The 19,973-nt window shown below is 71.4% G+C and carries 23 protein-coding genes and 1 tRNA gene; 6 read left to right on the top strand and 18 right to left on the bottom strand.

Annotation, left to right across the window (positions count from 1 at the left end):
• The first annotated feature begins 109 nt into the window (after nucleotides 1-109).
• Nucleotides 110-1,771: an IclR family transcriptional regulator C-terminal domain-containing protein gene (locus SCK26_RS22065; protein ID WP_318203043.1), complete on the top strand. Its 1,662-nt coding sequence runs from the start codon at nucleotides 110-112 to the stop codon at nucleotides 1,769-1,771.
• 209 nt (nucleotides 1,772-1,980) lie between these two features.
• On the opposite strand, the gene SCK26_RS22060 is transcribed toward SCK26_RS22065, so the two are convergent.
• Nucleotides 1,981-2,454: a MarR family transcriptional regulator gene (locus SCK26_RS22060; protein ID WP_318203042.1), complete on the bottom strand. Its 474-nt coding sequence runs from the start codon at nucleotides 2,452-2,454 to the stop codon at nucleotides 1,981-1,983.
• A 128-nt stretch (nucleotides 2,455-2,582) separates the two neighbouring features.
• Between SCK26_RS22060 and SCK26_RS22055 the strand changes: the two genes are divergently transcribed.
• The 4 genes from SCK26_RS22055 (at nucleotide 2,583) to SCK26_RS22040 (ending at nucleotide 5,074) form a co-directional block, all read left to right on the top strand.
• Nucleotides 2,583-3,650 (top strand): alkene reductase, encoded by a 1,068-nt coding sequence (locus SCK26_RS22055; protein ID WP_318203041.1) that lies wholly within the window; start codon nucleotides 2,583-2,585, stop codon nucleotides 3,648-3,650.
• Between the two features lie 103 nt (nucleotides 3,651-3,753).
• Nucleotides 3,754-3,826 (top strand) — tRNA-Arg (locus SCK26_RS22050).
• Between the two features lie 529 nt (nucleotides 3,827-4,355).
• On the top strand, nucleotides 4,356-4,589 hold the full coding sequence (locus tag SCK26_RS22045) for a helix-turn-helix transcriptional regulator (RefSeq protein ID WP_318203040.1): 234 nt from the start codon (nucleotides 4,356-4,358) through the stop codon (nucleotides 4,587-4,589).
• Nucleotides 4,590-4,720: 131 nt separating this feature from the next.
• The gene (locus tag SCK26_RS22040) at nucleotides 4,721-5,074 is read left to right on the top strand and encodes a hypothetical protein (protein ID WP_318203039.1); all 354 of its coding nucleotides are present in this window, start codon (nucleotides 4,721-4,723) and stop codon (nucleotides 5,072-5,074) included.
• 1 nt (nucleotide 5,075) lies between these two features.
• On the opposite strand, the gene SCK26_RS22035 is transcribed toward SCK26_RS22040, so the two are convergent.
• Complete coding sequence (locus tag SCK26_RS22035) at nucleotides 5,076-5,315, bottom strand: hypothetical protein (RefSeq protein WP_318203038.1); 240 nt, start codon at nucleotides 5,313-5,315, stop codon at nucleotides 5,076-5,078.
• 106 nt (nucleotides 5,316-5,421) lie between these two features.
• On the opposite strand from SCK26_RS22035, the gene SCK26_RS22030 reads away from it, so the two are divergent.
• The gene (locus SCK26_RS22030; protein ID WP_318203037.1) at nucleotides 5,422-6,177 is read left to right on the top strand and encodes a GntR family transcriptional regulator; all 756 of its coding nucleotides are present in this window, start codon (nucleotides 5,422-5,424) and stop codon (nucleotides 6,175-6,177) included.
• Between the two features lie 53 nt (nucleotides 6,178-6,230).
• Here SCK26_RS22030 and SCK26_RS22025 read toward each other — a convergent pair whose 3' ends face one another.
• The 16 genes from SCK26_RS22025 to SCK26_RS21950 form a co-directional block, all read right to left on the bottom strand.
• The gene (locus tag SCK26_RS22025) at nucleotides 6,231-6,608 is read right to left on the bottom strand and encodes a hypothetical protein (RefSeq protein WP_318203036.1); all 378 of its coding nucleotides are present in this window, start codon (nucleotides 6,606-6,608) and stop codon (nucleotides 6,231-6,233) included.
• Nucleotides 6,598-7,026, bottom strand: a complete 429-nt coding sequence (locus SCK26_RS22020; RefSeq protein ID WP_318203035.1) for a hypothetical protein — start codon at nucleotides 7,024-7,026, stop codon at nucleotides 6,598-6,600. Before SCK26_RS22020 ends, SCK26_RS22025 begins: the two co-directional genes overlap by 11 nt.
• Nucleotides 7,026-7,208, bottom strand: coding sequence for a hypothetical protein (locus SCK26_RS22015; protein ID WP_318203034.1), 183 nt, complete (start codon nucleotides 7,206-7,208; stop codon nucleotides 7,026-7,028). Before SCK26_RS22015 ends, SCK26_RS22020 begins: the two co-directional genes overlap by 1 nt.
• Before the next feature lie 14 nt (nucleotides 7,209-7,222).
• The gene (locus tag SCK26_RS22010; protein ID WP_318203033.1) at nucleotides 7,223-8,119 is read right to left on the bottom strand and encodes an endolysin; all 897 of its coding nucleotides are present in this window, start codon (nucleotides 8,117-8,119) and stop codon (nucleotides 7,223-7,225) included.
• A gap of 66 nt (nucleotides 8,120-8,185) precedes the next feature.
• Entirely contained in the window at nucleotides 8,186-8,677 is a 492-nt protein-coding gene (locus SCK26_RS22005; RefSeq protein WP_318203032.1) for a hypothetical protein, read from the bottom strand.
• A 1-nt stretch (nucleotide 8,678) separates the two neighbouring features.
• Nucleotides 8,679-9,128, bottom strand: coding sequence for a hypothetical protein (locus tag SCK26_RS22000; protein ID WP_318203031.1), 450 nt, complete (start codon nucleotides 9,126-9,128; stop codon nucleotides 8,679-8,681).
• Nucleotides 9,129-9,139: 11 nt separating this feature from the next.
• Nucleotides 9,140-11,578: a LamG-like jellyroll fold domain-containing protein gene (locus SCK26_RS21995; RefSeq protein ID WP_318203030.1), complete on the bottom strand. Its 2,439-nt coding sequence runs from the start codon at nucleotides 11,576-11,578 to the stop codon at nucleotides 9,140-9,142.
• Between the two features lie 11 nt (nucleotides 11,579-11,589).
• Nucleotides 11,590-15,432: a hypothetical protein gene (locus SCK26_RS21990; protein WP_318203029.1), complete on the bottom strand. Its 3,843-nt coding sequence runs from the start codon at nucleotides 15,430-15,432 to the stop codon at nucleotides 11,590-11,592.
• A 76-nt stretch (nucleotides 15,433-15,508) separates the two neighbouring features.
• A complete protein-coding gene (locus SCK26_RS21985) occupies nucleotides 15,509-16,069 on the bottom strand; it encodes a hypothetical protein (protein WP_318203028.1) in 561 nt (186 codons plus the stop codon).
• A gap of 10 nt (nucleotides 16,070-16,079) precedes the next feature.
• Nucleotides 16,080-16,589: a hypothetical protein gene (locus SCK26_RS21980; RefSeq protein WP_318203027.1), complete on the bottom strand. Its 510-nt coding sequence runs from the start codon at nucleotides 16,587-16,589 to the stop codon at nucleotides 16,080-16,082.
• A 2-nt stretch (nucleotides 16,590-16,591) separates the two neighbouring features.
• Nucleotides 16,592-17,578 (bottom strand): phage tail tube protein, encoded by a 987-nt coding sequence (locus SCK26_RS21975; RefSeq protein ID WP_318203026.1) that lies wholly within the window; start codon nucleotides 17,576-17,578, stop codon nucleotides 16,592-16,594.
• A gap of 3 nt (nucleotides 17,579-17,581) precedes the next feature.
• Nucleotides 17,582-17,812, bottom strand: a complete 231-nt coding sequence (locus SCK26_RS21970) for a hypothetical protein (protein ID WP_318203025.1) — start codon at nucleotides 17,810-17,812, stop codon at nucleotides 17,582-17,584.
• Between the two features lie 9 nt (nucleotides 17,813-17,821).
• Nucleotides 17,822-18,289 carry a hypothetical protein gene (locus tag SCK26_RS21965; protein ID WP_268694025.1) on the bottom strand — a complete coding sequence of 156 codons (468 nt, stop codon included), beginning with the start codon at nucleotides 18,287-18,289 and terminating at the stop codon, nucleotides 17,822-17,824.
• Nucleotides 18,290-19,105, bottom strand: a complete 816-nt coding sequence (locus SCK26_RS21960; protein WP_318203024.1) for a hypothetical protein — start codon at nucleotides 19,103-19,105, stop codon at nucleotides 18,290-18,292.
• A gap of 6 nt (nucleotides 19,106-19,111) precedes the next feature.
• Nucleotides 19,112-19,510 carry a hypothetical protein gene (locus SCK26_RS21955; protein WP_318203023.1) on the bottom strand — a complete coding sequence of 133 codons (399 nt, stop codon included), beginning with the start codon at nucleotides 19,508-19,510 and terminating at the stop codon, nucleotides 19,112-19,114.
• Between the two features lie 8 nt (nucleotides 19,511-19,518).
• Entirely contained in the window at nucleotides 19,519-19,929 is a 411-nt protein-coding gene (locus SCK26_RS21950; protein ID WP_318203022.1) for a hypothetical protein, read from the bottom strand.
• Nucleotides 19,930-19,973 lie beyond the last annotated feature (44 nt).

Raw genomic sequence — 19,973 nt, 5'->3', positions numbered from 1 at the left:
CGGGCTGCGGGCGGCCGGGCTGCGGCGTGGCTCCGGGTCCGTACGAGAAGGATGGCCCGCCCCTTACGGGGTTACCGTAGGCGTGCCCTGACGCCGTACCGGAGAGACGATGCCCGCGATGACCGCAGTGGATGCCGACACCCGCGCCGGGGGCGGGGCCGGGGCACCGGCGGAGGCGGTCGGGCCGCTGGTGCGCGGAGTCGCGGTACTGCGCCGGCTGGCCGGAGCGGGCGGCACGCTGAGCCCGGGCGCGCTGGAACGGGCCACCGGTCTCGCCCGCTCCACGGTGGACCGGATCACCGCGACCCTGGCCCGCATGGGCCACGTACGCCTCGACGGCCGGGACGTCGTCCTCACCCCGGGCGTGATGGAGCTGGGCAACGCCTACCTCGCCGCCCTGCGCCTGCCCGCGCTGCTCGGCGCGCACGCCGACGCCCTCGCCGACGAACTGGACGAGTCGGTGTCGCTGGCGGTCCCGGACCGGGACGGCATCCGCTTCGTCCACCAGGCCACCCGCCGCCGCGCGCTGTCCGTCAGCTTCCGCATCGGCGACCTGCTGCCGGCCGAACGCACCGCGCCCGGCGCGCTGTTCGCCACGGAGTGGACGGAAGGGGACTGGAGCCGGTGGCGGGCGCGCCGGGCCGGCGATCCGCGGGACACCGCGTTCCCGGCCGTACCCCCGCGCCCGGACCCCGTCCCCGCCGCGCTCTCCGACGAGGCGGACGCCGTCGAGGCGGCCTTCGCGGACCGGGTGCGGGCGGCCCGCCGGGACGGCTGGGCCCTGGACGACCAGCTGATCGAGCCGGGCCTGGTCGCGGTGTCCGCCCCGGTGCACGACCCTCGCACCGGCCGTCTGGCCTGCGTGGCGAGCGTGGTCAGCCACACCAGCCGGCACCCGGCGGAGGAACTGCCCGCCACCCTGCTGCCCCGGCTGCGTACGGCGGTGGAGGCGATGGAGGCCGGCCTGCGGACCGCGCCGCCGCCCGCGCCGGGGCCCGCACCCGCCGGCCTCGCCACCTGGACGACGGCGTCCAAGCAGGAACTGGGCCGGGACTTCGTGGAGTCGCTGGCCCGGGGCCTGACGGTGCTGACGGCCTTCGGCGAGGGCCGCTCGGCGCTGTCCCTGACGGACGTGGCCCGGGCGACCGGCCTGTCCCGGGCGACCGCCCGCCGGGCGCTGCTCACCCACGAGCACCTGGGCCTGGTGGCCACCGCCGCGCACGACGACCGCGCCTTCATCCTCACCCCGCGCGTCCTGGACCTCGGCTTCCCGCCGCTGTCCGGGACGTCACTCTCCCGCCTCGCGGAACCTCGGCTGCGCGCGCTGGCGGACCGGGTGGGCGAGGCGGCGGCACTGGCCGTACTGACGCCCGACGGCACGGAGGTCCAGTACACGGCGGGCGCGGGCACGAGCCGTGTCCTGACCGTGCGCATACCGGTGGGCGCGCGGCTGCCGGCCGCCGCGACCTCTCTGGGCCGCGTCCTGCTGGCGGACGCCGACGGCCCCCTGTCCCCGGAGCTGGCCCGGATCAGAACCCAGGGCTATGCCCTGGCCGACGAGGAACTGGAGTCCGGCCTGCGGTCGGTCGCCGTACCGGTACGGGACCGCACGGGCCGCGCGGTCGCCGCCGTGAACGTCGCCACGCACACGGCCCGCCGCACCCTGGAGGACTGCGTCCGCCACCTCCTGCCGGCCCTCCACGCGACGGCCGACGCCATCCAACGGGACCTGCACACGGCGTCCCGCTTCACTCGCGTACCCATGTCCTGAACGGGGCGCGGCGCACCGGCGGTGGGCACGGACCGGCAGTAGGCACGGACCGGCGGTAGGCACGGACCGGCGGTAGGCACGGACCGGCGGTAGGCAGCGGGTGTCGGCCGACGGCTGACGGTTGACGGTTGACGGTTGACGGCTGACGGCTGACGGCTGACGGCTGACGGCTGACGGCAGTGGGGGGTCGGTGGGTGCCGGCGTGGCCGTCAACCGGTCGTGAGGTTGTGCTCCAGGGCGGCGAGGAGCCGCGCCAGGTGCGCCCGTTCGTCCCCGCCGAGCCCGGCCAGCGTGCGTTCCTCCAGCTCCTGCCACATCCGCCCGACGCCCTCACGCAGCGCCTCGCCGGCCTCCGTGGCCGTGACGAGGACGGCCCGGCGGTCGCCGGGATCGGCGCCACGGGTGACGAACCCGGCCTGCTCCAGGCGCTGCACCATCCGGGTCACCGTGGACGGGTCGAGGTCCAGCTCCTTGATGAGGGCCGACTGACGCTGCGGCCCGGACTCCCACAGCCGCATCAACAGCAGCTCCTGCCCCGGGTACAGGCCCAGCCGGCGCAGCAGTTGACCGGCGGCGACCCGGTGGGCGCGGGCGACGCGGGAGATCGTGTGGCTGATCTCGCCGCCCGCGTCGACGGGCGGGGTGGGGGTGTCGTCGGGGTTGCCCGACGGGGTGCGCGGCATGAGCGGAGACCTCCTGTGGGGATGCGTACGTCTCATTATGTTGGCTGGCCAAGCACATGGGCTACAGTGGCCGGACGGAAACTATTGGCCAGCCAAGTAATCCGTACAGTCACGTGAGGAGCCCCACCATGCCCACTGCGTTCGACCCGGTCGTCATCGGCGGAACCCACCAGCTCGCCAACCGGATCGTGATGGCACCCATGACCCGCAGCCGCGCCTACGGCGGCCTGGTCTCGGAGCTGACCGCGGAGTACTACGCCCAGCGCGCCTCCGCCGGCCTGATCATCACCGAAGGCACACAACCCTCCGTCGTCGGCCAGGGCTACCCCTACACCCCGGGCCTGCACAGCGCCGAGCAGGTGGCGGCCTGGCGCAAGGTCACCGACGCGGTGCACGCCAAGGGCGGGAAGATCTTCGCGCAGCTGATGCACACGGGCCGGATAGGCCACCCGGCGCTGCTTCCGGACGGCCTGGTGCCGGTCGGCCCCTCACCGGTCGCGGCCAAGGGCCGGTGCTTCACCCCGGACGGACCGAAGGACTTCGTCACCCCGCGCGAACTGACCCCGGACGAGATCGCGCAGACCATCACCGACCACGTGACGGCGGCACGCAACGCGGTCGACGCCGGCTTCGACGGCGTCGAACTGCACGGCGCCAACGGCTACCTGATCCAGCAGTTCCTGGCCCCCAACAGCAACCGGCGCACCGACGAATGGGGCGGTTCGACCGAAGGCCGCGTCCGCTTCGCCGTCGAGGTGGTCGCCGCGGTGGCCACCGAGATCGGCGCGGACCGCACCGGCCTGCGCCTGTCCCCCGGCTCGTCGCTCAACGACATGGAGGAGCCGGACCCGCGCCCCGCGTACGAGGCTCTCGTCCGGCGCGTCGCCCCGCTGAACCTGGCCTACCTGCACGTCATGGAGGCGGGAGACCGCGAGCTGACGCTCGCGCTGCGCCACCTCTTCCCGGGCACCTTCATCCTCAACCCGCACACCGGGGAACGCCCCACCGGCCCCGAGGAACTGTCCCTGATCGAGAACGGCACCACCGACCTGATCTCCTTCGGCCGGCTCTTCCTCGCCAACCCCGACCTCCCGCACCGCCTCGCGACAGGCGGCCCCTTCACCTCCGCGGACCCGTCCACGTTCTACGGCGGCGACGCCACCGGCTACACGGACTACCCGCCCTTGCCGGCCTGACGCCCACCGGCACCCCGGGGCGCCCCACCCGCTACACTGTCGGCGGTGGCCCACACCTACCAGTAGGCCACCCACCCTGTCGGCGACAAACCGACAGATCCCCGCCTTCGTAGCTCAGGGGATAGAGCACCGCTCTCCTAAAGCGGGTGTCGCAGGTTCGAATCCTGCCGGGGGCACACGGCTGAACAGGGGTTAGGCCCCGGAACTCGCAGGTCAGAGAGTTCCGGGGCCTTTCTCGTTCCCTCGGGAGCCAGTCTGACTACACACTCAATACGGGCTGACTACGCCTTCACTACGCGGTCCGGTCGACTAAATCTCGACTAAACGATCATGGAGTTCCCCCAGGTCAGCGCTGCAACGAGCAACCCCCGCGCTCCGGCATCCGCCAGAAACGCGGGGGTGCTCTTGTGCCGGGGCCGTCACCGTGGGGCACCAGCCGGATGACCCCAGCACGCCTATGTGCACACTGCATCTTCAGGGATCGAAGCTCCGCTGACCAGGGGTTTCACTCGATAGAGTGAACATGCGTTCGAATTCACCGCACGCCCCTGACCCTGCGGCGGATGCATGGTGCCGCAGGGCTGAGAGTGGGGGCGTATCACGCAGGCGCATCTGCTCTGGCGCTGGCGGCATCATGCCTGCAAGATCACAAAAAGCCAAACACATTGGGCAGACATTCGATCATGAGTGGTCAACGCTGGCTCGGTGCGAGACCTCCCCACCGACGACGGTTGGATCATCGACCGGCGCCGACACATCGGAGGCCGCATCCGCGCAGAACGGTTACGCCAGAGCCTCACCCAGGACGAGGTCTACCTGGCTGCGGGAATCAGCCGCTGGACCCTACAGCGGGTGGAGGCCGGCGAAGATGTGCAGCTGTCCACACTCCTGCGCATCGCCTGCGTGCTCGATATCCCCCTGCGAGACCTCGTTGGATGACGGCCGCCCCCGACGGGGGGCAGGGGCGGCCGTCCGGCCCGCCGCGGCCGATCCCTGTCATGGCCACGGCGGGAGATCGTGGGTCATGTCGGCTTGTGCCGGGCCTGCCGCGCGTGCCGACGCATCAGCACATGGCAGTCACTCACCCGGGAGAAGTCGCCCGCCGCACGGGCCTCGGCGCGCTGCTGGACCAGGGCGGCACACTGAGCGCAGCCGAGCACCGGCCGTGGCGGATCAAGCGGCGGATGCACCGCCGGCGGCGGGGACAGCGGGATGCTCACCGAGCACCTCCAGGCAAGTCGGCCGGGCCCCGGCCCGGGCAGTCGAGCGAGCAGGCGTACACCTCAACGCTGAGGTCGTGGGCGCCGATACTGCCCTGCACCCGGCCCACGCTGACACCGCCGCGAGCGAGGGACGCGCCGCACCAGACGCAGGCCCAGCCCGAGTACTGGCTGCGTGTCAGCTCCAGCGCCGAGGGCAGATGAGTCACTTCGGGCCGTCCTTCCGGATGGCTGCCCACATGAGAACCTCGCCGGTGCCGTCGCTGCTGCCCCACGACTCGGCGGCCAGAAGCACCTCCAGCAGCGCGGCGAATTCTGCCTTCCCGACCGGTACCGGCACGGACACGCGAACGTATGAGCCGCGGTCGCTGACCGTCGCCGCTATGCCTGCCGCCTGCTCCATCGCGGAGCGCAGGGCGTCAAGCGGTAAGCGGGCAGCAGACATGAAGGTCTCCCGGACTCTTCGAGTAGAGCCGAACTCATCTCGAAGAGTAACCGGCCGCCCCGTACTCTGTCAGGTGCGTCACACTCGATTCCCATTGGAGGTCCCCGTGGCCGACCCGGCGCCGTACCTCGTCATCGCCGAGGAGCTGCGCGGCCGGATCGCCAGCGGCGCCCTCGCGCCCGGTGACCGGCTGCCCTCCGTCGCCGAACTCGGCCGTGAGTACGGCGTGTCGCCGTCTGTCGGCGCACGGGCCTACTCGGTCCTCGTCCACGACGGCCTGGTGGTGTCCCGGCACGGCGCCGGCCACTACGTCCGCAGTCGAGAGACACCCGAGCTGCTCGTCCGCCGGCACCGACGGCGCAGCGAGGACAGCCCCTTCGGGCAAGGCGCCGCCGAGCAAGGCGCCGTGGGCACCTGGCGGCACGACAGCACCACCGAGCAGGCGAGCGAGACCGTGGCGGCCCGGCTCGGCATCACCGCCGGCGACCCGGTGATGCACACCTCGTACGTATACCTCGCCGACGACCAGCCGGTGCAGCTCGCGGAGTCCTGGGAGCCGCTCGCCCTCACCGGCCAGTCGCTGGTCGCCCTGCCCGAGGTCGGCCCGTACGCCGGCGTCGGGGTGGCCGCGCGGATGCGGGTCCTCGGCATCGAGGTCGGCGACCCTGTCGAGCGGGTCCGCGCCCGCACGGCCACCCGGCAGGAAGCGCAGGCGCTCGGCATGACCCCGCCCGGGCCCGTGCTCGCCGTCGAGCGGACCTACTACGACCAGGCCGCCGGACGCCCGGTCGAGACCGCGGACGTCGTGATGCGCGGCGACCGCTGGGTGGCGGTGTACGGCCAGGCGCCCGCGGGATCCTGACTCTGGGCATGACGAAAGCGGCCCCGCCCTCCCGGAGGAGAGCGGGGCCGCTGTCACGTGCCGATGTCGTGGAGGTACGGGCGGACCTCGTCGGGGATGGGCTGCGGGGGCGGTGGTGGTTCGAGCCGCTGCTGGCGCATGTACGCGACCAGGGAGCGGGCCCACCCGCCGATGTAGCGCAGGGCGTACTCCTGCGCGCTGATCCGCGCGCGGTCCTGCTCGGCCTGGAGCCGGTCTTGTTCCGCCTCGCGCTCCAGGCGCGCGATGTGCTCGGACAACTTGTCGGTCACCGCGGTGAAGTCGTCGCGCCGCTCGGCACCGCGCGGCCGGCGCGGCTGCCGTCGGCCGATGACCGCAGTGAGGATGCCGCCGGCCGCCGTGACGAGGGCGACTGCCAGCGCGCTCAGCGCGGTCAGCATCTCAGGTCTCACGCAGCGGCTCCGATCGTGCGGGAGGCTCGTCCCAGCCGATCGCCACGAGGCAGACCCCGCCGAACGCGCCGAAGATCAGGGCGACCACCCAGCCCCGCGGGTGCTCGCCGAGCGGCCACCAGGCCACCAGGTAGGACATGGACCAGGGCGCGGTGATGCCCCACACGGCGAGGTATCCGGGCCAGTCCCGGCGTGGTGGCAGCCATGCGCACACCAGCGCCGCCGTCCCGGCCATCACCCAGGCAGCCGCCCACGCGTCCAGCGGCATCAGCCGCACGAGCAGGTGGAGGCCGCGTAGGTCGTGGGCGGGCTGGACGAACAGGCTGAAGCCGTAGAGCGTGGCGATGATGCCCTTGAGGGTGAGGAGTGCGCCGCGGCGGCCCAGCTGCTGCTGGAGCCGCCGGGCCGCCGCGCGCATCAGACGCCCGGCGTCGTGCGGTTGGGCACGGCCCAGGTGATGCCCCAGGCGCCGAGGACGGCGAGCACGATGGTCACGCCCTCGCCGGTTGTGACGGTGCCGTCCTGCACGGCGGTGACCGCCGCGGTGGCGCCGGCGGCGAGTCCGGCCACGATGCTCTTGGCGATGCTGGAGATTCGCATGGTGACCCCTTCGGTCAGTCGGTAACGGTGAAGCCGTGCCGGGCGGCGAGCAGGCGCAGGGACTTCTCGCCGGGGATGCCGTCGGCGTCGTCGCCGGTGTAGCCGCCGCCGGCCGGGGAGCGCTGCCAGCGCGCGTAGGCGGTGACGGTCTTTGTGCCGAAGCTGCCGTCCACGTACTCGGCGGGCAGCAGTCCCTCGGCCTTCAGCGCCTTCTCGACGGTGAGGACTTCGCCCTTGTAGGAGGTGTGGCCCTGCGCGGCGGGCGGGTCGTGGCGGGCTGCGTACACGACGTGGGCGAGGGACACCTTGGGCTTCGTGGTCGGCTTTGGCGAGGTGGGGAAGGCCGGCCAGGACAGCGGGTCATCGTGCCCGTTCTCGGGGACACCCTTGTGCGGGTACCAGCCGCTCTTCGTCTCCCAGGTCTTCTCGTTGCGGGTGCAGTTCTCCGGGCGGCCGTTCGGCCAGGCGTCAGCCACGCCCCAGCTGTGCACCCAGCCGTGCAGTTCCTCCCAGCCCTTGCACGGGGTATCGGTGAGGCGCGCGTACGTCCGACCGCCGACCCGGCAGTACGGGAAGAAGAGCGCCTCCACCTGGATCACGACGCTGCCCGCGCGGTTGGTGCGGGTGCCGCCGCTCACGTCGACCAAGGACTTGGACCGGGAGGTGGCCGGCACGAACTGGGTGACGCGGCCGGTAAACGGGTCCCACAGGACGTGCGGCGCGACGGTGCGCCCGCCGCCCCCCGAGAAGTAGGCGCGGAGGTTCTCATAGGGGACGAGGTCGACCGGCTTGGCCACGCTGGCGTTGCGGTCCCAGGTGATGTGGGCGACCGCCTTGGCGGGGCCGCCATCGGTGGGGGCGTGGTCGCCGATGTCCAGGCGCTGGGCGCCGGGCATCCAGAGGTCGGGCATGTGCTGCTCCAGACATGACGAACGCCCCGGCCGGACGGCGCGGGGCGGGGTGGGGATGGGGACGGGTCAGGACGCGGACTCGTAGACCATGGCGATGCGGCACTCGTCGCCGGCCGCCCAGGTGAAGGGGCTGGCCGCCGAGACGTTCACGGTGCTGCCCGACGGTGCGATGAACCGGGCCGCGGTGTCGCTGCTGCCGATCTGCCCCACGCCGCAGTAGTTCGCGCTGGTCGACGCGTCGTACATGCGGGCCATCACCAGGGAGGTGGTCGACTTCGAGGCGGAGGTGACGGGCAGTGAGAACGCCCAGCTGCCTGCGCCGTAGGTGGTCTGGGAGCCGGGGAAAAGGTTGACCTCGGCGATGACGATGCGGCCGATCTTCATGTAGCGCCCGTTCATGGTGCCGTTGCCCAGGCTCGGAGCGGTGCTCGCGCTCCATGTCGGCGTGTACACCGTCCACGCGGCGAACATGCTGTTCAGCTGGTCGCGGATCTCCTGGTTCATCAGCGCGGCGGAGACCGTCTCGCCGACGACCCAGGTGCGGGGCGAGAACGTCACGTCAGACCTCCAGCTGCGGGCCCGGCTCCGGCTCGGGCGTCGGCTCGGGCACGGGCGCGTCAGGGTTGGCCGGGTCGTCGGCGTTCCACCAGTTCCGCAGCGCGGGCTTCAGGCCCATGAGGCTGGCCTCCACCGCGGCGACGTCGGCGGGGAAGACGAGCGTGCACCAGCCCCAGCTGCACTGGGTGCAGGCGTAGCGGGGGTCGGCCGGGGAGACAACCGCGGCCGACCCGCAGGAGGAGCAGTCGGCGATCCACCGGTTCTGGTTGATCCGCGCGAAGTAGCTCTCCCCGGTCTGCTCGGTGTCCGCCGGCGGGACGACGCGGCGGCCCATGCGGGACTCGTACCAGCGCCAGACCAGCAGCGCGGCCGGGACGTCCGCCCAGGCGTCGGCGGGTTCCGGGGGCGGTGGCAGGTAGAAGGTCTCGGCGCGCACAACGGCGATGGGCACGGTGGCCCCTTTCAGTAGGCGAGGCGGGTGGTGGAGTCGAGGACGGAGTAGGTGGCGTCGTCCAGGACCCACACGCTGTCGGTGGTGGTGGCGGACGTGTGGAACTGGATGAGGTGGGAGCCCTGGCGGATCGTCTCGGTGTAGCCCTCGATCGTGACCCGCAGCGATGAGGCCGGCGCCTGGCTGGGCAGGCCGGTGACGCTGAAGTAGCTGGAGATGTCGGCGGCGAGGATCGCCTGGTAGGTGGAGAGCGTGGACGCCTCAATCGGCACCTCGCGCAACTCGGGCCCGGGGTTGGCGTAGCGGGACACCAGCCAGTACAGGGCGTCCAGCACGCTGTTGTCCGAGGTCTTCAGCACGGTCAGCTCCTGCGGATACGCCCCGAACGCCAGCACCGAGGAGGCCGCGGTGACGCGCTGCGTGGCACCGCCCGGGCGGGAGCCGGTGGCGTCGTTGACCAGTTTCTGGTCGTCGTCGGCGACCTCCACCGATCGGGTCTCCAGGTCGGCGTAGGCGACGCTGAACGCCTCGCCGCCGGGTGACGGGTTGTAGCGCAGGCCCCGGGACTGGTACGTCATGCCGTAGCTGGCCCGGTCCGCGAACAGGCGCGCGGACTCGGTGGACTCCACCTCCCGCATCCGGGCCACCACGGTGGACCCGGCCGGACCTTGCGAGGCGATCGGGTCGTGCACGGTTCCGGCGATCGTGACCGAGGGGATCTGCGCGTAGCTCGCCAGTCGCGCGATCCGCACGTCGGCGGTCTCGCCCGCGAAGCCGGTGGCGCCGGCGTTGTAGTGGCTGGCGAGGGTGGCGCCGCTAGCGCTGGGTGCCGCGTACACCGCGACGTGCCCGACCGAGCCGGACCACAGACGCGTGCCGCGGTAGCCACCCACGTGCAGCACCCGCTCGTTGTAGCCCCAGTCCGCTGTCGTCGTGGCGACCTGGATGCCGTCGACCCACACCGCGCTGGTCCGCTGGTCGTACAGGACGTGGTGCCAGCGGCCATCGGCCAGGCCGCTGGCTGCCGTGATGACGTCGGCCTGCACGGTGCCGTCGATCGTCCACTCGATCTGGAGGGTGCCGCTCGCGGTCAGGGAGAGGATGTGCTGGTACTGCAAATCCGGTGAGGCGATCCCGGCGACGGCCCGGCCGCCGGTGGTGGTCTGGAACCAGGCCTCCATCACCATGCGCTGACCGGTCAGCTGCTGCTGGATTGCGGCCCCGAGATCTGCGGTCAGCCACTTCCCCGCGGTGGCCGACGAGGGCGTGAACTGGGGCAGCTGCTCGGTGGCCTCCGCCGGCCCGGGGATGGTCGCCAGGGCGAGGGTGCCACCGCTGCCGGACTGCGCGATGGACAGCGACGGGCCCGCCGCCCCGGACAGATCGCCGCAGGTCACGGACTCGGCGGGTTCGGTCAGCGGGTAGTACACCAGTGAGCCGTGCTGGATGATCTCCTCCACGAGCATCGAGCGCAGCGCGGGCAACCTGTTGAGCCGCTTGAACAGGTCGGTGCAGGAGATGCGGACCTTGGAGACGAGGCCCTCCCAGTCGACCGGGAACTCGTTGACCATGCCGTAGAACCGGGGGAAGACGATGCCGCCGACCAGGGCCCACTCGATGACGTCGCCGGTCCCGCCCGTGCGCGTGGTGGGGAACTCGGCGGCGTGCGTCTCGCTGGTGACCCAGCTGGGCGTGGCGAGGGTACGCCGTACGGTCCAGGTGTAGCCGTCCCCGGAGGTCTCCCAGTAGACGGTGCCGGCCGTCTCCCGGACCCTGAGCCACACGTGGTCGATGGCTGAGTACGGGAGGGTGACCGGCGTCGGATCGGAGAAGCCCACCTGGGACATGGCGGCGAGGACGCCGGCGACCGCGTCGTACCGCCAGCCGATCCGCGTCCCCGAGGTGGTCGACGTCACCCACATCGACGCCGCGGCGTTCGTGCTGCCCCCGGCCTGAGGGACCGTGACCAGCTTCGCCGTGAGCCGGCCCGCCCTGAGGGTCCACTCCCGCGCGGACGCGAAACTGGTGTCCACGCCGGGGGCGAGCGGAATCCGCAGCCGCCCGTCCGCGGTCTCGACGGCGTGGGTGTTGGTCGGCCACCGGCTGGTGTTGACCTGCCCGTCATCGAAGGCATCGCCGAGCTGGGCCATCGAGCGCGGGAACAGGATCCCCGACTTGGTCGGGATGACCACGGCCGAGATACGGATCGGCGCGTTGCGCCGCACGTAGGGGTAGTACGGCGACGCCGTGTTACCCGGGGTGAACCTCCCGTCCGAGTTGTCGAGGATGACGGTGGCCGTGCCGGGCTGGGTCTCCGCCAGCTCGTCGGCGGCGCCTCGGGTGATGGCCACGCCCTGCACCACATCGGTGTAGGGCGTGACGTCCGTCCACGTGATCGTGGCAGGTAGCTGCACCACCCCGCCCCAACCCATCTCCACCAGCAGCGGCACGGGGGACCTCCTTAGGTGGCGAAGGTGTAGCCGGCGCCGCCCCGGCCGCGCCGGTACTTGCTGAGGACTTTGTCCAGCTCGCGCGCGGTGGAGTAGGGGTCGAGGGCGCCGTTGATCGTGATGTTGATCGTGGGGACCTGACCGCTGCTGGCGACGACCGCCGGCCGGCCGATGACCGGGCGGGTCGCGGCGACCCGGCCGGTGACGACGTCCAGGGCGCGGTCGACGTGGGGCAGACCTTCGAGCAGGCCGCGGGCCAGGCCTTGAGCGGAGTAGACGCCGAGCTTCGCCAGGACGGTGCTGGGGCTCTTGATGCCCAGCGCCTTCTTGATCGACTTCTCCATGCCCTTGGCGATCTTGAGCATGAGCTTCTCGATGTCCTTCTGCTGGGCGGCCAGCCCAGCCAGGAATCCCTTGCCTGCGTTCTTCCCCGAGTCGTACAGGATGTCCGCGCCCTGGCGGCCCAACTTGGTCGACTCCGAGTCGATCTGCTTCTGAGCGGCGTTGATCGAGTTGAAGGTCGCCTTGTCGGCACCGGCCAGCGCCGAGGCGTAGGCGTAGCCGTCGATCGGCCCCATGTCGAGGACCTGCCTCAGCAGGCTCTTGCTCAGCCCGCGCTTGGCCAGGGTGGAGATGTAGGAGGAGAACCGTTTGATCTGCGCCAGCTTGGACTGCAGCCCGCTCTTGATCCGGCCGGCCGTGACTTCCTCCGGCGACATCCCGAGCCCGGACAAGCTCGCCTGCTGCCTCGCGTTCTTCGTCAGATCACCGGCGTACTGCTTGGCCTCGGCGATCCTCGCCGCGAGCTTGTCCCGCTTCGTGGCGAGATCCTGCAGCTTCTTGGTCTCCCGGCTGACCATGGCCAGGAGCCGGCTCTCCTTCTTGCCGGAGAACGCCTCCTTGATGTCCTTGGACAGGTCGGCCGCCGTCGCCTTGATCTTGTCCCGGCTGCCGGTGAGGCCGATGATCAGGCCCTTGCCGATGTCCGCGGCGAGGGCCTTCATCTTCTTCGACGGCGACGCGATCTCCAGCTCCGCCTTCACGCCGGCGGTGACCGCCGCGGCCATGGAGCGGGCGGCGGCGTCCACGGTCGTCGTGCTGCCGGTGAGCCCCTGGGCGAGGCCGCGCGCCGCATCGGCCCCGGCACCGGTCAGCCCGCCGCCGGCGAATCCGGCGACCCCCACCAGGGCGGGGTTGAGCTGCCCGGAGTTGATCGCGTCCAGGAACGGCACGCCGTACTTGGCGACCGCGGCCGAGCGGACCACGTACTCGGTGTTCGACACCCGCGCCCGGGCGCCGGACGCGAACGCCGCCCAGATGCTGTCGGACGTGGCGGTACCGGGGCCGGTGACGTAGCCGCCGTCCGGGAAGTACTGCACGTCGCCGCCACCGGCGTACCCGCGCACGCGCCCGCCGCGGGCATAGTCGCGCTTCGCGACGACCGTTCCACCCTGGACCGAGGTGAACCGGGTGACGCGGTTGGTGGTGATCGTGATGTTCTTGTCGGACAGGGCATCCCGTGCGCGCTTCACCGCGTAGAGGTTGTTCAGCGCGGTCCCTGTCGTCGCGCTGACCGTGACGGAGCCGTCCTTGAGGTGGGTGACCCTGTACCCGAACGCCTCCAGAATCTTCTCGGCCGCGCCAGACAGCGTCTTCAGGGTGACGCTCTTCGAGCTGGGGGACTTCTGCACCTTCCCGATGAAGGCGTCCAGGTCGCCCCGCGCGTCCTCGGTCTCCATGGAGACCCGGGCCTTCCGGTCCGGGATCTTCAGGATCTGGTCCGCGAGCGCCGCGGCCTCGGCCTTGTTCAGACCCATCGCCCGGGCGTTCGCGATCAGGGAGTCCCGGCCGCGCTGGTAGATCCCGTTGACCGTCTCCCAGCTGGCCCCGGCGTCCCGCTGGCTCGCCGCCGCATCCTCGGTCTTGGCTGCCAGGTCGCTGAGGAGCTGCGCGGCCTGGCGCTGCTTGTCGGTGCCGATGGAGAGCTGCCCGTTGCTCATGGACAGGACGTCGTTGTAGTCCTTGGCGCCCTTCGCCGCGGCGTCGATCGCCGCTTCGAACCCGATCATCCCGCCGAGCCCGGCGCGGTTGACGTCGTTGAGCGCCTGGAGGGACTGCCGCAGAGCATCGGCTGAGGTCTTCTGCGCGGTCAGCTTGGCCTGGACCGCCTGGGCCTGGGCGCCGAAGATGCCCTGTGACTGGGCCGTCAGCTCCGCCTCGAACCGGCTGTCGGCCAGGGCGTCCTTGTAGTCGTTCAGCTTGCTGGTGAACTCGCTGGTGTCCCGGCCGCCCTTGCCGTACTCGGCGGTCAGCCGCTTCAGCGCGGCCGCGGCGAGGTCGGCCTGCCCGTTCTGCACCAGGCCGGCCAGCGACTTGTCGATGGCGTCGATGTTGGCCTTGGCGTCCTTGACCGGGGTGGAGTCCCAGTCGGCCAGACCGCCGATCGACACGATGAACTGCTGGACCTTGTCCGTGGTCGACGGGTCGGTGAGCGAGCGGACCTTGTCGTAGAGGCCGCCGAGGTCGGAGCCGAACGCCTTCGCTGCCTCACCGGTCGTCTTGCCCGTGGCCCCGAGCTGCCGCAGGGAGTTCGTGAGCTTGTCGACGTCCGGGGGCGTGCTTCTGCTGTTCTGCGACAGCTCGGTCAGGGCGAGGATGAGCAGCCCGATCCCGGTACCGGCGACGGCCACCTTCGCGCTGCGGGACATCGCGCCGATCGCGATGCCGACCGCCCGCAGACGGGTCGGGGCGCCGGAGGCCGCGCCCTGCATGGCGAGGAGCTGCGCCGCGACACCGGCGATGGCCGTGCGGCCGGCGGCCAGCCCGAGCGCCGCCGCCTTCGTCAGCTTCAGCGCCACCGCCAGCTGCAGGAAGGTGGAGATGGCGGACGGGGGGACGGCGGACGCCAGGTGCGCCAGGACCCCGACCACCTGGAGCAGCCCGACTCCTACGTCACTGCCGGCCTCCAGCACGTGGACCAGGGCCAGCGCCACATCCCGCAGGACGTCGCCGACGGCCGGTCCCTGCGCGCGGGCCCAGGCCATGAACTCGCGGGCCGGCCCACCGACGTCGCCCTCGTCGGCTGTGCGCAGCAGGTGCACGATCTCGTCGTTGACGCTGCGCAGCGTCTTCTGCGCGAAGGAGGTGAACTCGCTGGTCAGGCGGTCCAGGCCCGGGCTGGCCATCTCGCCGCCGATGATGCCGATGAACCGGTCGGCCTCGTCGCTGGAGGCCTTGACCAGCCCAGTGGTCTTCGGCAGCAACGCGTTGGCGAGCGCGACACCCTTGGTGAAGGGCGCCATCGTGTCGCCGGCCAGGGAGTCCGACAAGTCCTTGTACTCGTCTTTCAGGACACCGACGGCCGCCGCCGCCTCGCGGGTCGGCCGCGGCACTTTCCCCACCGTCTGCGCCAGCTCGGCCTGGGCGGTGACGGCCTCCTTCGAGTGGGCGCCGTTCTTCTGCACCGCGTCGTCGTACTTCTTCTGCGCCTCCGCGATGTCCCCGAGGGCGGAGATCTGAGGGACGAGGGCGGCACCCATGGCTGCCACCGCAGCGCCCACCGTGGCGGCGCCCGCCGCGATCGGTACGAGCGACGCAGCCGCCGGGATCGCAGCCGGCGCCAGCAGCTGCGTGGTCTTCCTCAACTCCTCCAGGGCCTTGGCGCCCGCGTCGGTGTCGCGCTGCATCCGCGACATCCGGGTGGTCGTATCCCGGGTGAAGGTGCTGAGGCTGTTGCCCGCGCTGGTGGTGGCGTCGTTGATCCGCCGGTGCAGCCGCTGTGCGCTGTCCCCCACCCGGTCTAGCACCCGGGAGAGCGCGTCGTGCCCGATCAAGGTGAAGTTCAGGGACGGCACAGCTACTCACCGCCTTCCGCCTGTTGGGCCTGGTGCTGGTCGATCCAGGCGGTGAGCGCGTAGAAGTCGCCGACGGTCAGCTGGTCGACGTCAGCTGGAGGGATGTGGAGGAGGTGGGCGAAGAGGCCGAGGTAGACGGCTCGGGCGAGGTCGATGTCTGGCTCGGGCTCGGGTCCTCGGTAGCCGTCTCCGGCGTAGCGGGCGGCTGCTCGGGCTCCGCTTTTGGGGCGGCGGCCTTCTCCTCGATGCGGGCCCGGGTGCGCTCCGGGTTCGCGGAGACGTCGGGCAGCCGGGCCAGCAGGACGTCGGCGATGTCCTGGGGGCTGAGGTCGGCATCGGCCTCGGCCGCGCGGAACGCGTTGTCGATGTACGCGTCCACCTCGCGGTCGTCCATGACCGTGGTCATCTCGGACACCCCGGGGTCGAACTCTCCGAAACGCAGGGCGGGCTGGCTGCGCTTCAGCAGGACCCAGACGATGCCGCGCATGGCGTCCAGGTCGTCCTGCTCCAGGCCCTTGAGGACGTCCTGCCACTTCATGTCGACGGTGCGCTGCACGATCGAGGCCTCGGACACGCGCAGGGTGGACGCGTCGAAGTGCTGGGGCTCGCCACCGGCGGGCGTGTAGACGACGATCAAGGGGATGCTCCTATTCGAGGTGCCGGCGCACGTCGTCCACGACGCGCTCCACTTCACGGGTGATGCGGGGGGTGTGGGCACGCACCGTCTTGTCCCACCAGCCGGGGTCCGCCCACTGGGTGGCCCACCGCTTGCGGTTGCCGTACACGGGGTGTCGGATCCGGCCGTCGTTGATGACGTCCGGCATGCGCCGGAGATCCGGCGGCAGGCGCGCCTTGTCGACCCAGACGCGGGCGCCCGGATCGCCGGTCGTACGGACCGAGATGCGGATCGCTTCGGCGATGGTCGCGCGCAGCGGCCGGGTGGTCGGCGAAGCGCCGCCCCGCTTGCCGGCGGCCCGGCCCTGCGAGCGGATGGCCAGGCCGCGGATGGTGTCCTGCAGATCGTCGCGCAGCGGCTCGGCCGCGCGACGGATGCGCCGCTGCATGCTGGCGCGGATGGTCTCGTGACCGGCCCGGCGCAGCCGCCGCTGTAGCTCCAGCAGTTGGCCGGTGCCGACCAAGCGGATGTCGCGGACCACCGTCACACCGTGGTGTCGGTCGTCATGTACTCGATCTTGGTGAGGTTGGTGCCGTCGAACAGGCCGGTGAAGTTGTACGTCGGCTTCACCACGCCGAAGCCGTCCACGGTCGGCGGGCCTTCGTCCAGCCGGATGGCGGGCACGGTGATCCGGAACGTCTCGAAGTACGTGCTGGCGATGTTGGGGCCGGTGAACTCCCAGACCAGCGACGTCGCCGCATCCGAGGTGTGCAGGTCGTCCAGGACGGTGGAGACGTAGTCCGTCTCCAGCGACCCGGTGATCTTCACCTGGTCGTTCTCGATGGGCTCCTTCTTCAGCCCCGACTGCCCGGCATAGAAGCGCTCGACGTCCTGCGGGCGCTCGATCTTCACCGACACCTTGCGGATGCCGTCCAGCGCTGTCTCGGTGCCGTAGGTGCCCGTCTTGACCGCCATCTGCCCGAAGTGGAACGGCGTCTGGTTCGCGTAGCTGGCGGCGGCCAGGGTCTGGCCCTCGTCGCAGTCCTTGCCGTCGATCTCGAACGTGCCGGTCAGCATGCCGCCGACCTCGCAGCTGAACTCCCCGCTCACCACCTTGCAGCCCAGGAACGTCTTGTCGGTGACCACTCCGGTGGTGAGCGGCACACCCTTCTGGACCGTGAGCGACTTCCCGGCCACGCTCGCCAGCGTGTGGGTCTGCAGGTAGGCCGTCGTGGTCGCCTGCTGCACAGGGGTGACGGTCGTACCCATCAGCGCCTGCAGCAGTAGGCCCATGCCCTTGTTCGTGATCTCAAGGTCGATCGAGCCGGAGACCTCCCGCCGGGTGAGAACGCGGCGGGAAGACAGTGGCACCAGGCGGCCGGCCGCCACGCCCGCGCTCTGCGCGGTCGTCTTCTTCAGGACCAGCGATTCCTTCGTGAACTCCACGAAGCGGGTCGGCGCGACGAAGACGCCGTAGCTCGACTCGGCAGCGATACCGAGCTGTGCTCCCAGTCCGGATCCGATCACCATGGATCAGCCCTCCCTCTGCGGCCGGGCCGCGCTCTTCTTCAACGGCGCCGGCGGCACGGCCAGCGCCTCGTCCTGGCCCCTGGGTTCTTCCACGGCCTCCCAGGTGGCGGGCTGGCACACGTAGCCGTCGAAACGGTCGTCCGGGACCTCGACCACCTCGTCCGGCTCGACGGTCCGCCCGTTCAGTTCGGGCACTGTGACCGGCTCCGGCCCGATGTAGCGCACTCGCGCCATGGCTGCTCCTTAGATCCGGGCGTGACAGGTCACCGTGAATCCCAGGGCCACCCGCGCACCCTGGTCGGTGAAGTACTGGCGTAGCTGGGTCCGGGTCAGCTGCGCCCAGAGCACGGCGCCGTTCAGAGTCGGCGCCTCCGGGGCGGAGCCGGTGGCTCTGATCACCATTTCGACCACGCCGAGGATCTCGAAGGCCCGCTCTCGCACGGTCGCGAACACATCGTCGCCGGACCAGACGTCGATGACGCACGCGATGGTGAGGTCCTCGTCTCGGGTCCGGGCCCCGGCCCCGTTGAAGTCCTGCACGGACTCGGCTGCCTGGTCCTCGCTGCCCGTCCAGCCGACTGCCAGGAAGTCGGTGGTGGCGATGTCGTCGACGGGCGGCCCGTCGATGATGTCGACGCCGTCTAGGCCGCCGGCGGTGCGCAGGGCATCCAGCAGCGCGGTGATCGCGCGGGGCAGTGCCGAGGTCGCCACCTACCCCACCTCCGGGCCGAGACTGTCCGGGTCGAGTAGCTGCACGGCCCGGTTGGGGATCGCGAACCCGAGACCGGGCAGCGGCTCGCTGACGTCGTAGTCGTCCACACCGCGCTGCGGGCGGCCCGGGCCCTGCTGGGTCCGCCACAGGTGCTGGAGGATGATCCGGCTGGCGGCCAGGATGTTCGCACCGACGACCGTGCGGCCAACTCGGTAGGTGACGTCCAGCGGCCCGTACAGCACCCCGCCGTCGGCCGTCTCGACCAGCCCCGTGGCCGGGTCCAGTTTGAGGTCCTCGACGCGGTAGGCGGGGCCGCCCGGTCTCCGAGAGGTGACCCCTTCCAGGCTCAGGGCTGGGGTCAGGGTGAGCGCGACCGCCCGGGCCGAGGTGAAGCGCACGGTCTCCGTGACGGTGCGCACGACGACCGGGCCGACGAACTGTTCCACGGCTCGGGTGGTCGCTTCGATCCAGACCCGGATCTCGTCGTCGTCGGCCGTGTCGGTCTTCTTCAGATGCCGCCGCCCGTCGGCCAGGGAGATGATCGCGGGCGGCGCCGCCTCGCGGACGTCGAAGGCGTCCGTGTACGCGTGCGCGGGTGACGTCCACACCCAGCGGACTGTGTGGCGGCCCGCGAGCGTGGTGATGTGGTCGGCCTGGTACCGGCCGGTGGTGGATGTCTCGGTGACTGCCGGGGTGGCGGTGGTGCCGTCCGGGAGGGTGACGGTTACGACTGCGGTGGCGGCCGTGGTGGGCGTCCCGCCAGGGTCGAGGCAGTCGGCGGTGAGGCGCACCGTGGCGCCGAGATCGAACGGCACGGTGCCCTACTCCGTGGCGTCGCCGAGGATGCCCTTGCGGTTCCGGCCGGCCGCTTCGGCGGCCAGGACGCGGGCCCGCTCCTCCTCGTCGGCCTGCTTCAGGTACGTGAGCACCTCGGGCGCGTTGTGCTCGCCGGGGTCGAACGCCTTGTCCGACTCGGCCGCCTGGGCGCCGGTGGCCGACCCGGGCGGGGTGAGGGCGCGCCGCTCGCCGGGGTCGGCGGTGGCCTGCTCGGTCGGACGCAGTTGGCCGCGGGGCGGCTGTCCGGCGGACGCCTGGGGCTCGGCGAACAGGTGCTTGTGGGTCTTGAGGATGGGGTGCTTGTCGTCCACCAGCTGCCCGGCAACGAACGCTACGGGGGCGCCGTCGGGCCAGATGGTGAACGATTCGGTGCAGCGCTTCATGGTGCTCCTCAGCTGTGCGCGATCGGGGTCCGGCGGGGAAAGGCGCGCACGATGGTCGCGCCGAACGTGCCGCCCGACGTCGCGCTGGACGTGGTCACCGAGGCCCGCAGGTAGCGCTTGGAGCCCTTGTAGCCCAGCTCGAACACGGTGTCGTCGTCGGTCGAGGCGATGCTGAGCGCGCTGCCCTGCAGGTCGGCGGCGGCCACGGTCGACCAGGTGGAGTTGTCGTCGGACTCCTGCAGGACGACCGCGTGCGTCCCGTCGGTGATGGTGCCGGTGTGGACGATGAGCATCGCCGACCGGGACGCGTCCTTGTTCTCGTGCAGGTCAACGGACGTGCCGTTCACCGTGCCGTTGGTGCGCACCGCGACCGTCAGCGTGGCCTTGGCCCGCGCCACGTTGTAGAGGCTCTGCCTCATGAGGTGACTCCCTTCAGGGGATGCCGACGGCCGGAAGACCACAG

It is taken from the genome of Streptomyces sp. SCL15-4 (genome assembly GCF_033366695.1).
Lineage (GTDB): Bacteria > Actinomycetota > Actinomycetes > Streptomycetales > Streptomycetaceae > Streptomyces.
The sequence above is the reverse complement of the archived record's forward strand: the minus strand, read 5'-3'. Positions and strand labels throughout refer to the sequence as shown.

Excerpts from the sequence above, each read along its gene's own strand:
- SCK26_RS22020 (WP_318203035.1), bottom strand. The coding sequence starts at position 7,026 with ATGCGCGCGGCGGCCCGGCGGCTCCAGCAGCAGCTGGGCCGCCGCGGC.
- SCK26_RS21950 (WP_318203022.1), bottom strand. The coding sequence starts at position 19,929 with ATGAGGCAGAGCCTCTACAACGTGGCGCGGGCCAAGGCCACGCTGACG.
- SCK26_RS21975 (WP_318203026.1), bottom strand. The coding sequence starts at position 17,578 with ATGGTGATCGGATCCGGACTGGGAGCACAGCTCGGTATCGCTGCCGAG.
- SCK26_RS21970 (WP_318203025.1), bottom strand. The coding sequence starts at position 17,812 with ATGGCGCGAGTGCGCTACATCGGGCCGGAGCCGGTCACAGTGCCCGAA.
- SCK26_RS22015 (WP_318203034.1), bottom strand. The coding sequence starts at position 7,208 with ATGCGAATCTCCAGCATCGCCAAGAGCATCGTGGCCGGACTCGCCGCC.
- SCK26_RS22055 (WP_318203041.1), top strand. The coding sequence starts at position 2,583 with ATGCCCACTGCGTTCGACCCGGTCGTCATCGGCGGAACCCACCAGCTC.
- SCK26_RS22065 (WP_318203043.1), top strand. The coding sequence starts at position 110 with ATGCCCGCGATGACCGCAGTGGATGCCGACACCCGCGCCGGGGGCGGG.
- SCK26_RS21955 (WP_318203023.1), bottom strand. The coding sequence starts at position 19,510 with ATGAAGCGCTGCACCGAATCGTTCACCATCTGGCCCGACGGCGCCCCC.
- SCK26_RS22035 (WP_318203038.1), bottom strand. The coding sequence starts at position 5,315 with ATGTCTGCTGCCCGCTTACCGCTTGACGCCCTGCGCTCCGCGATGGAG.
- SCK26_RS22010 (WP_318203033.1), bottom strand. The coding sequence starts at position 8,119 with ATGCCCGACCTCTGGATGCCCGGCGCCCAGCGCCTGGACATCGGCGAC.
- SCK26_RS22060 (WP_318203042.1), bottom strand. The coding sequence starts at position 2,454 with ATGCCGCGCACCCCGTCGGGCAACCCCGACGACACCCCCACCCCGCCC.
- SCK26_RS22040 (WP_318203039.1), top strand. The coding sequence starts at position 4,721 with ATGGCAGTCACTCACCCGGGAGAAGTCGCCCGCCGCACGGGCCTCGGC.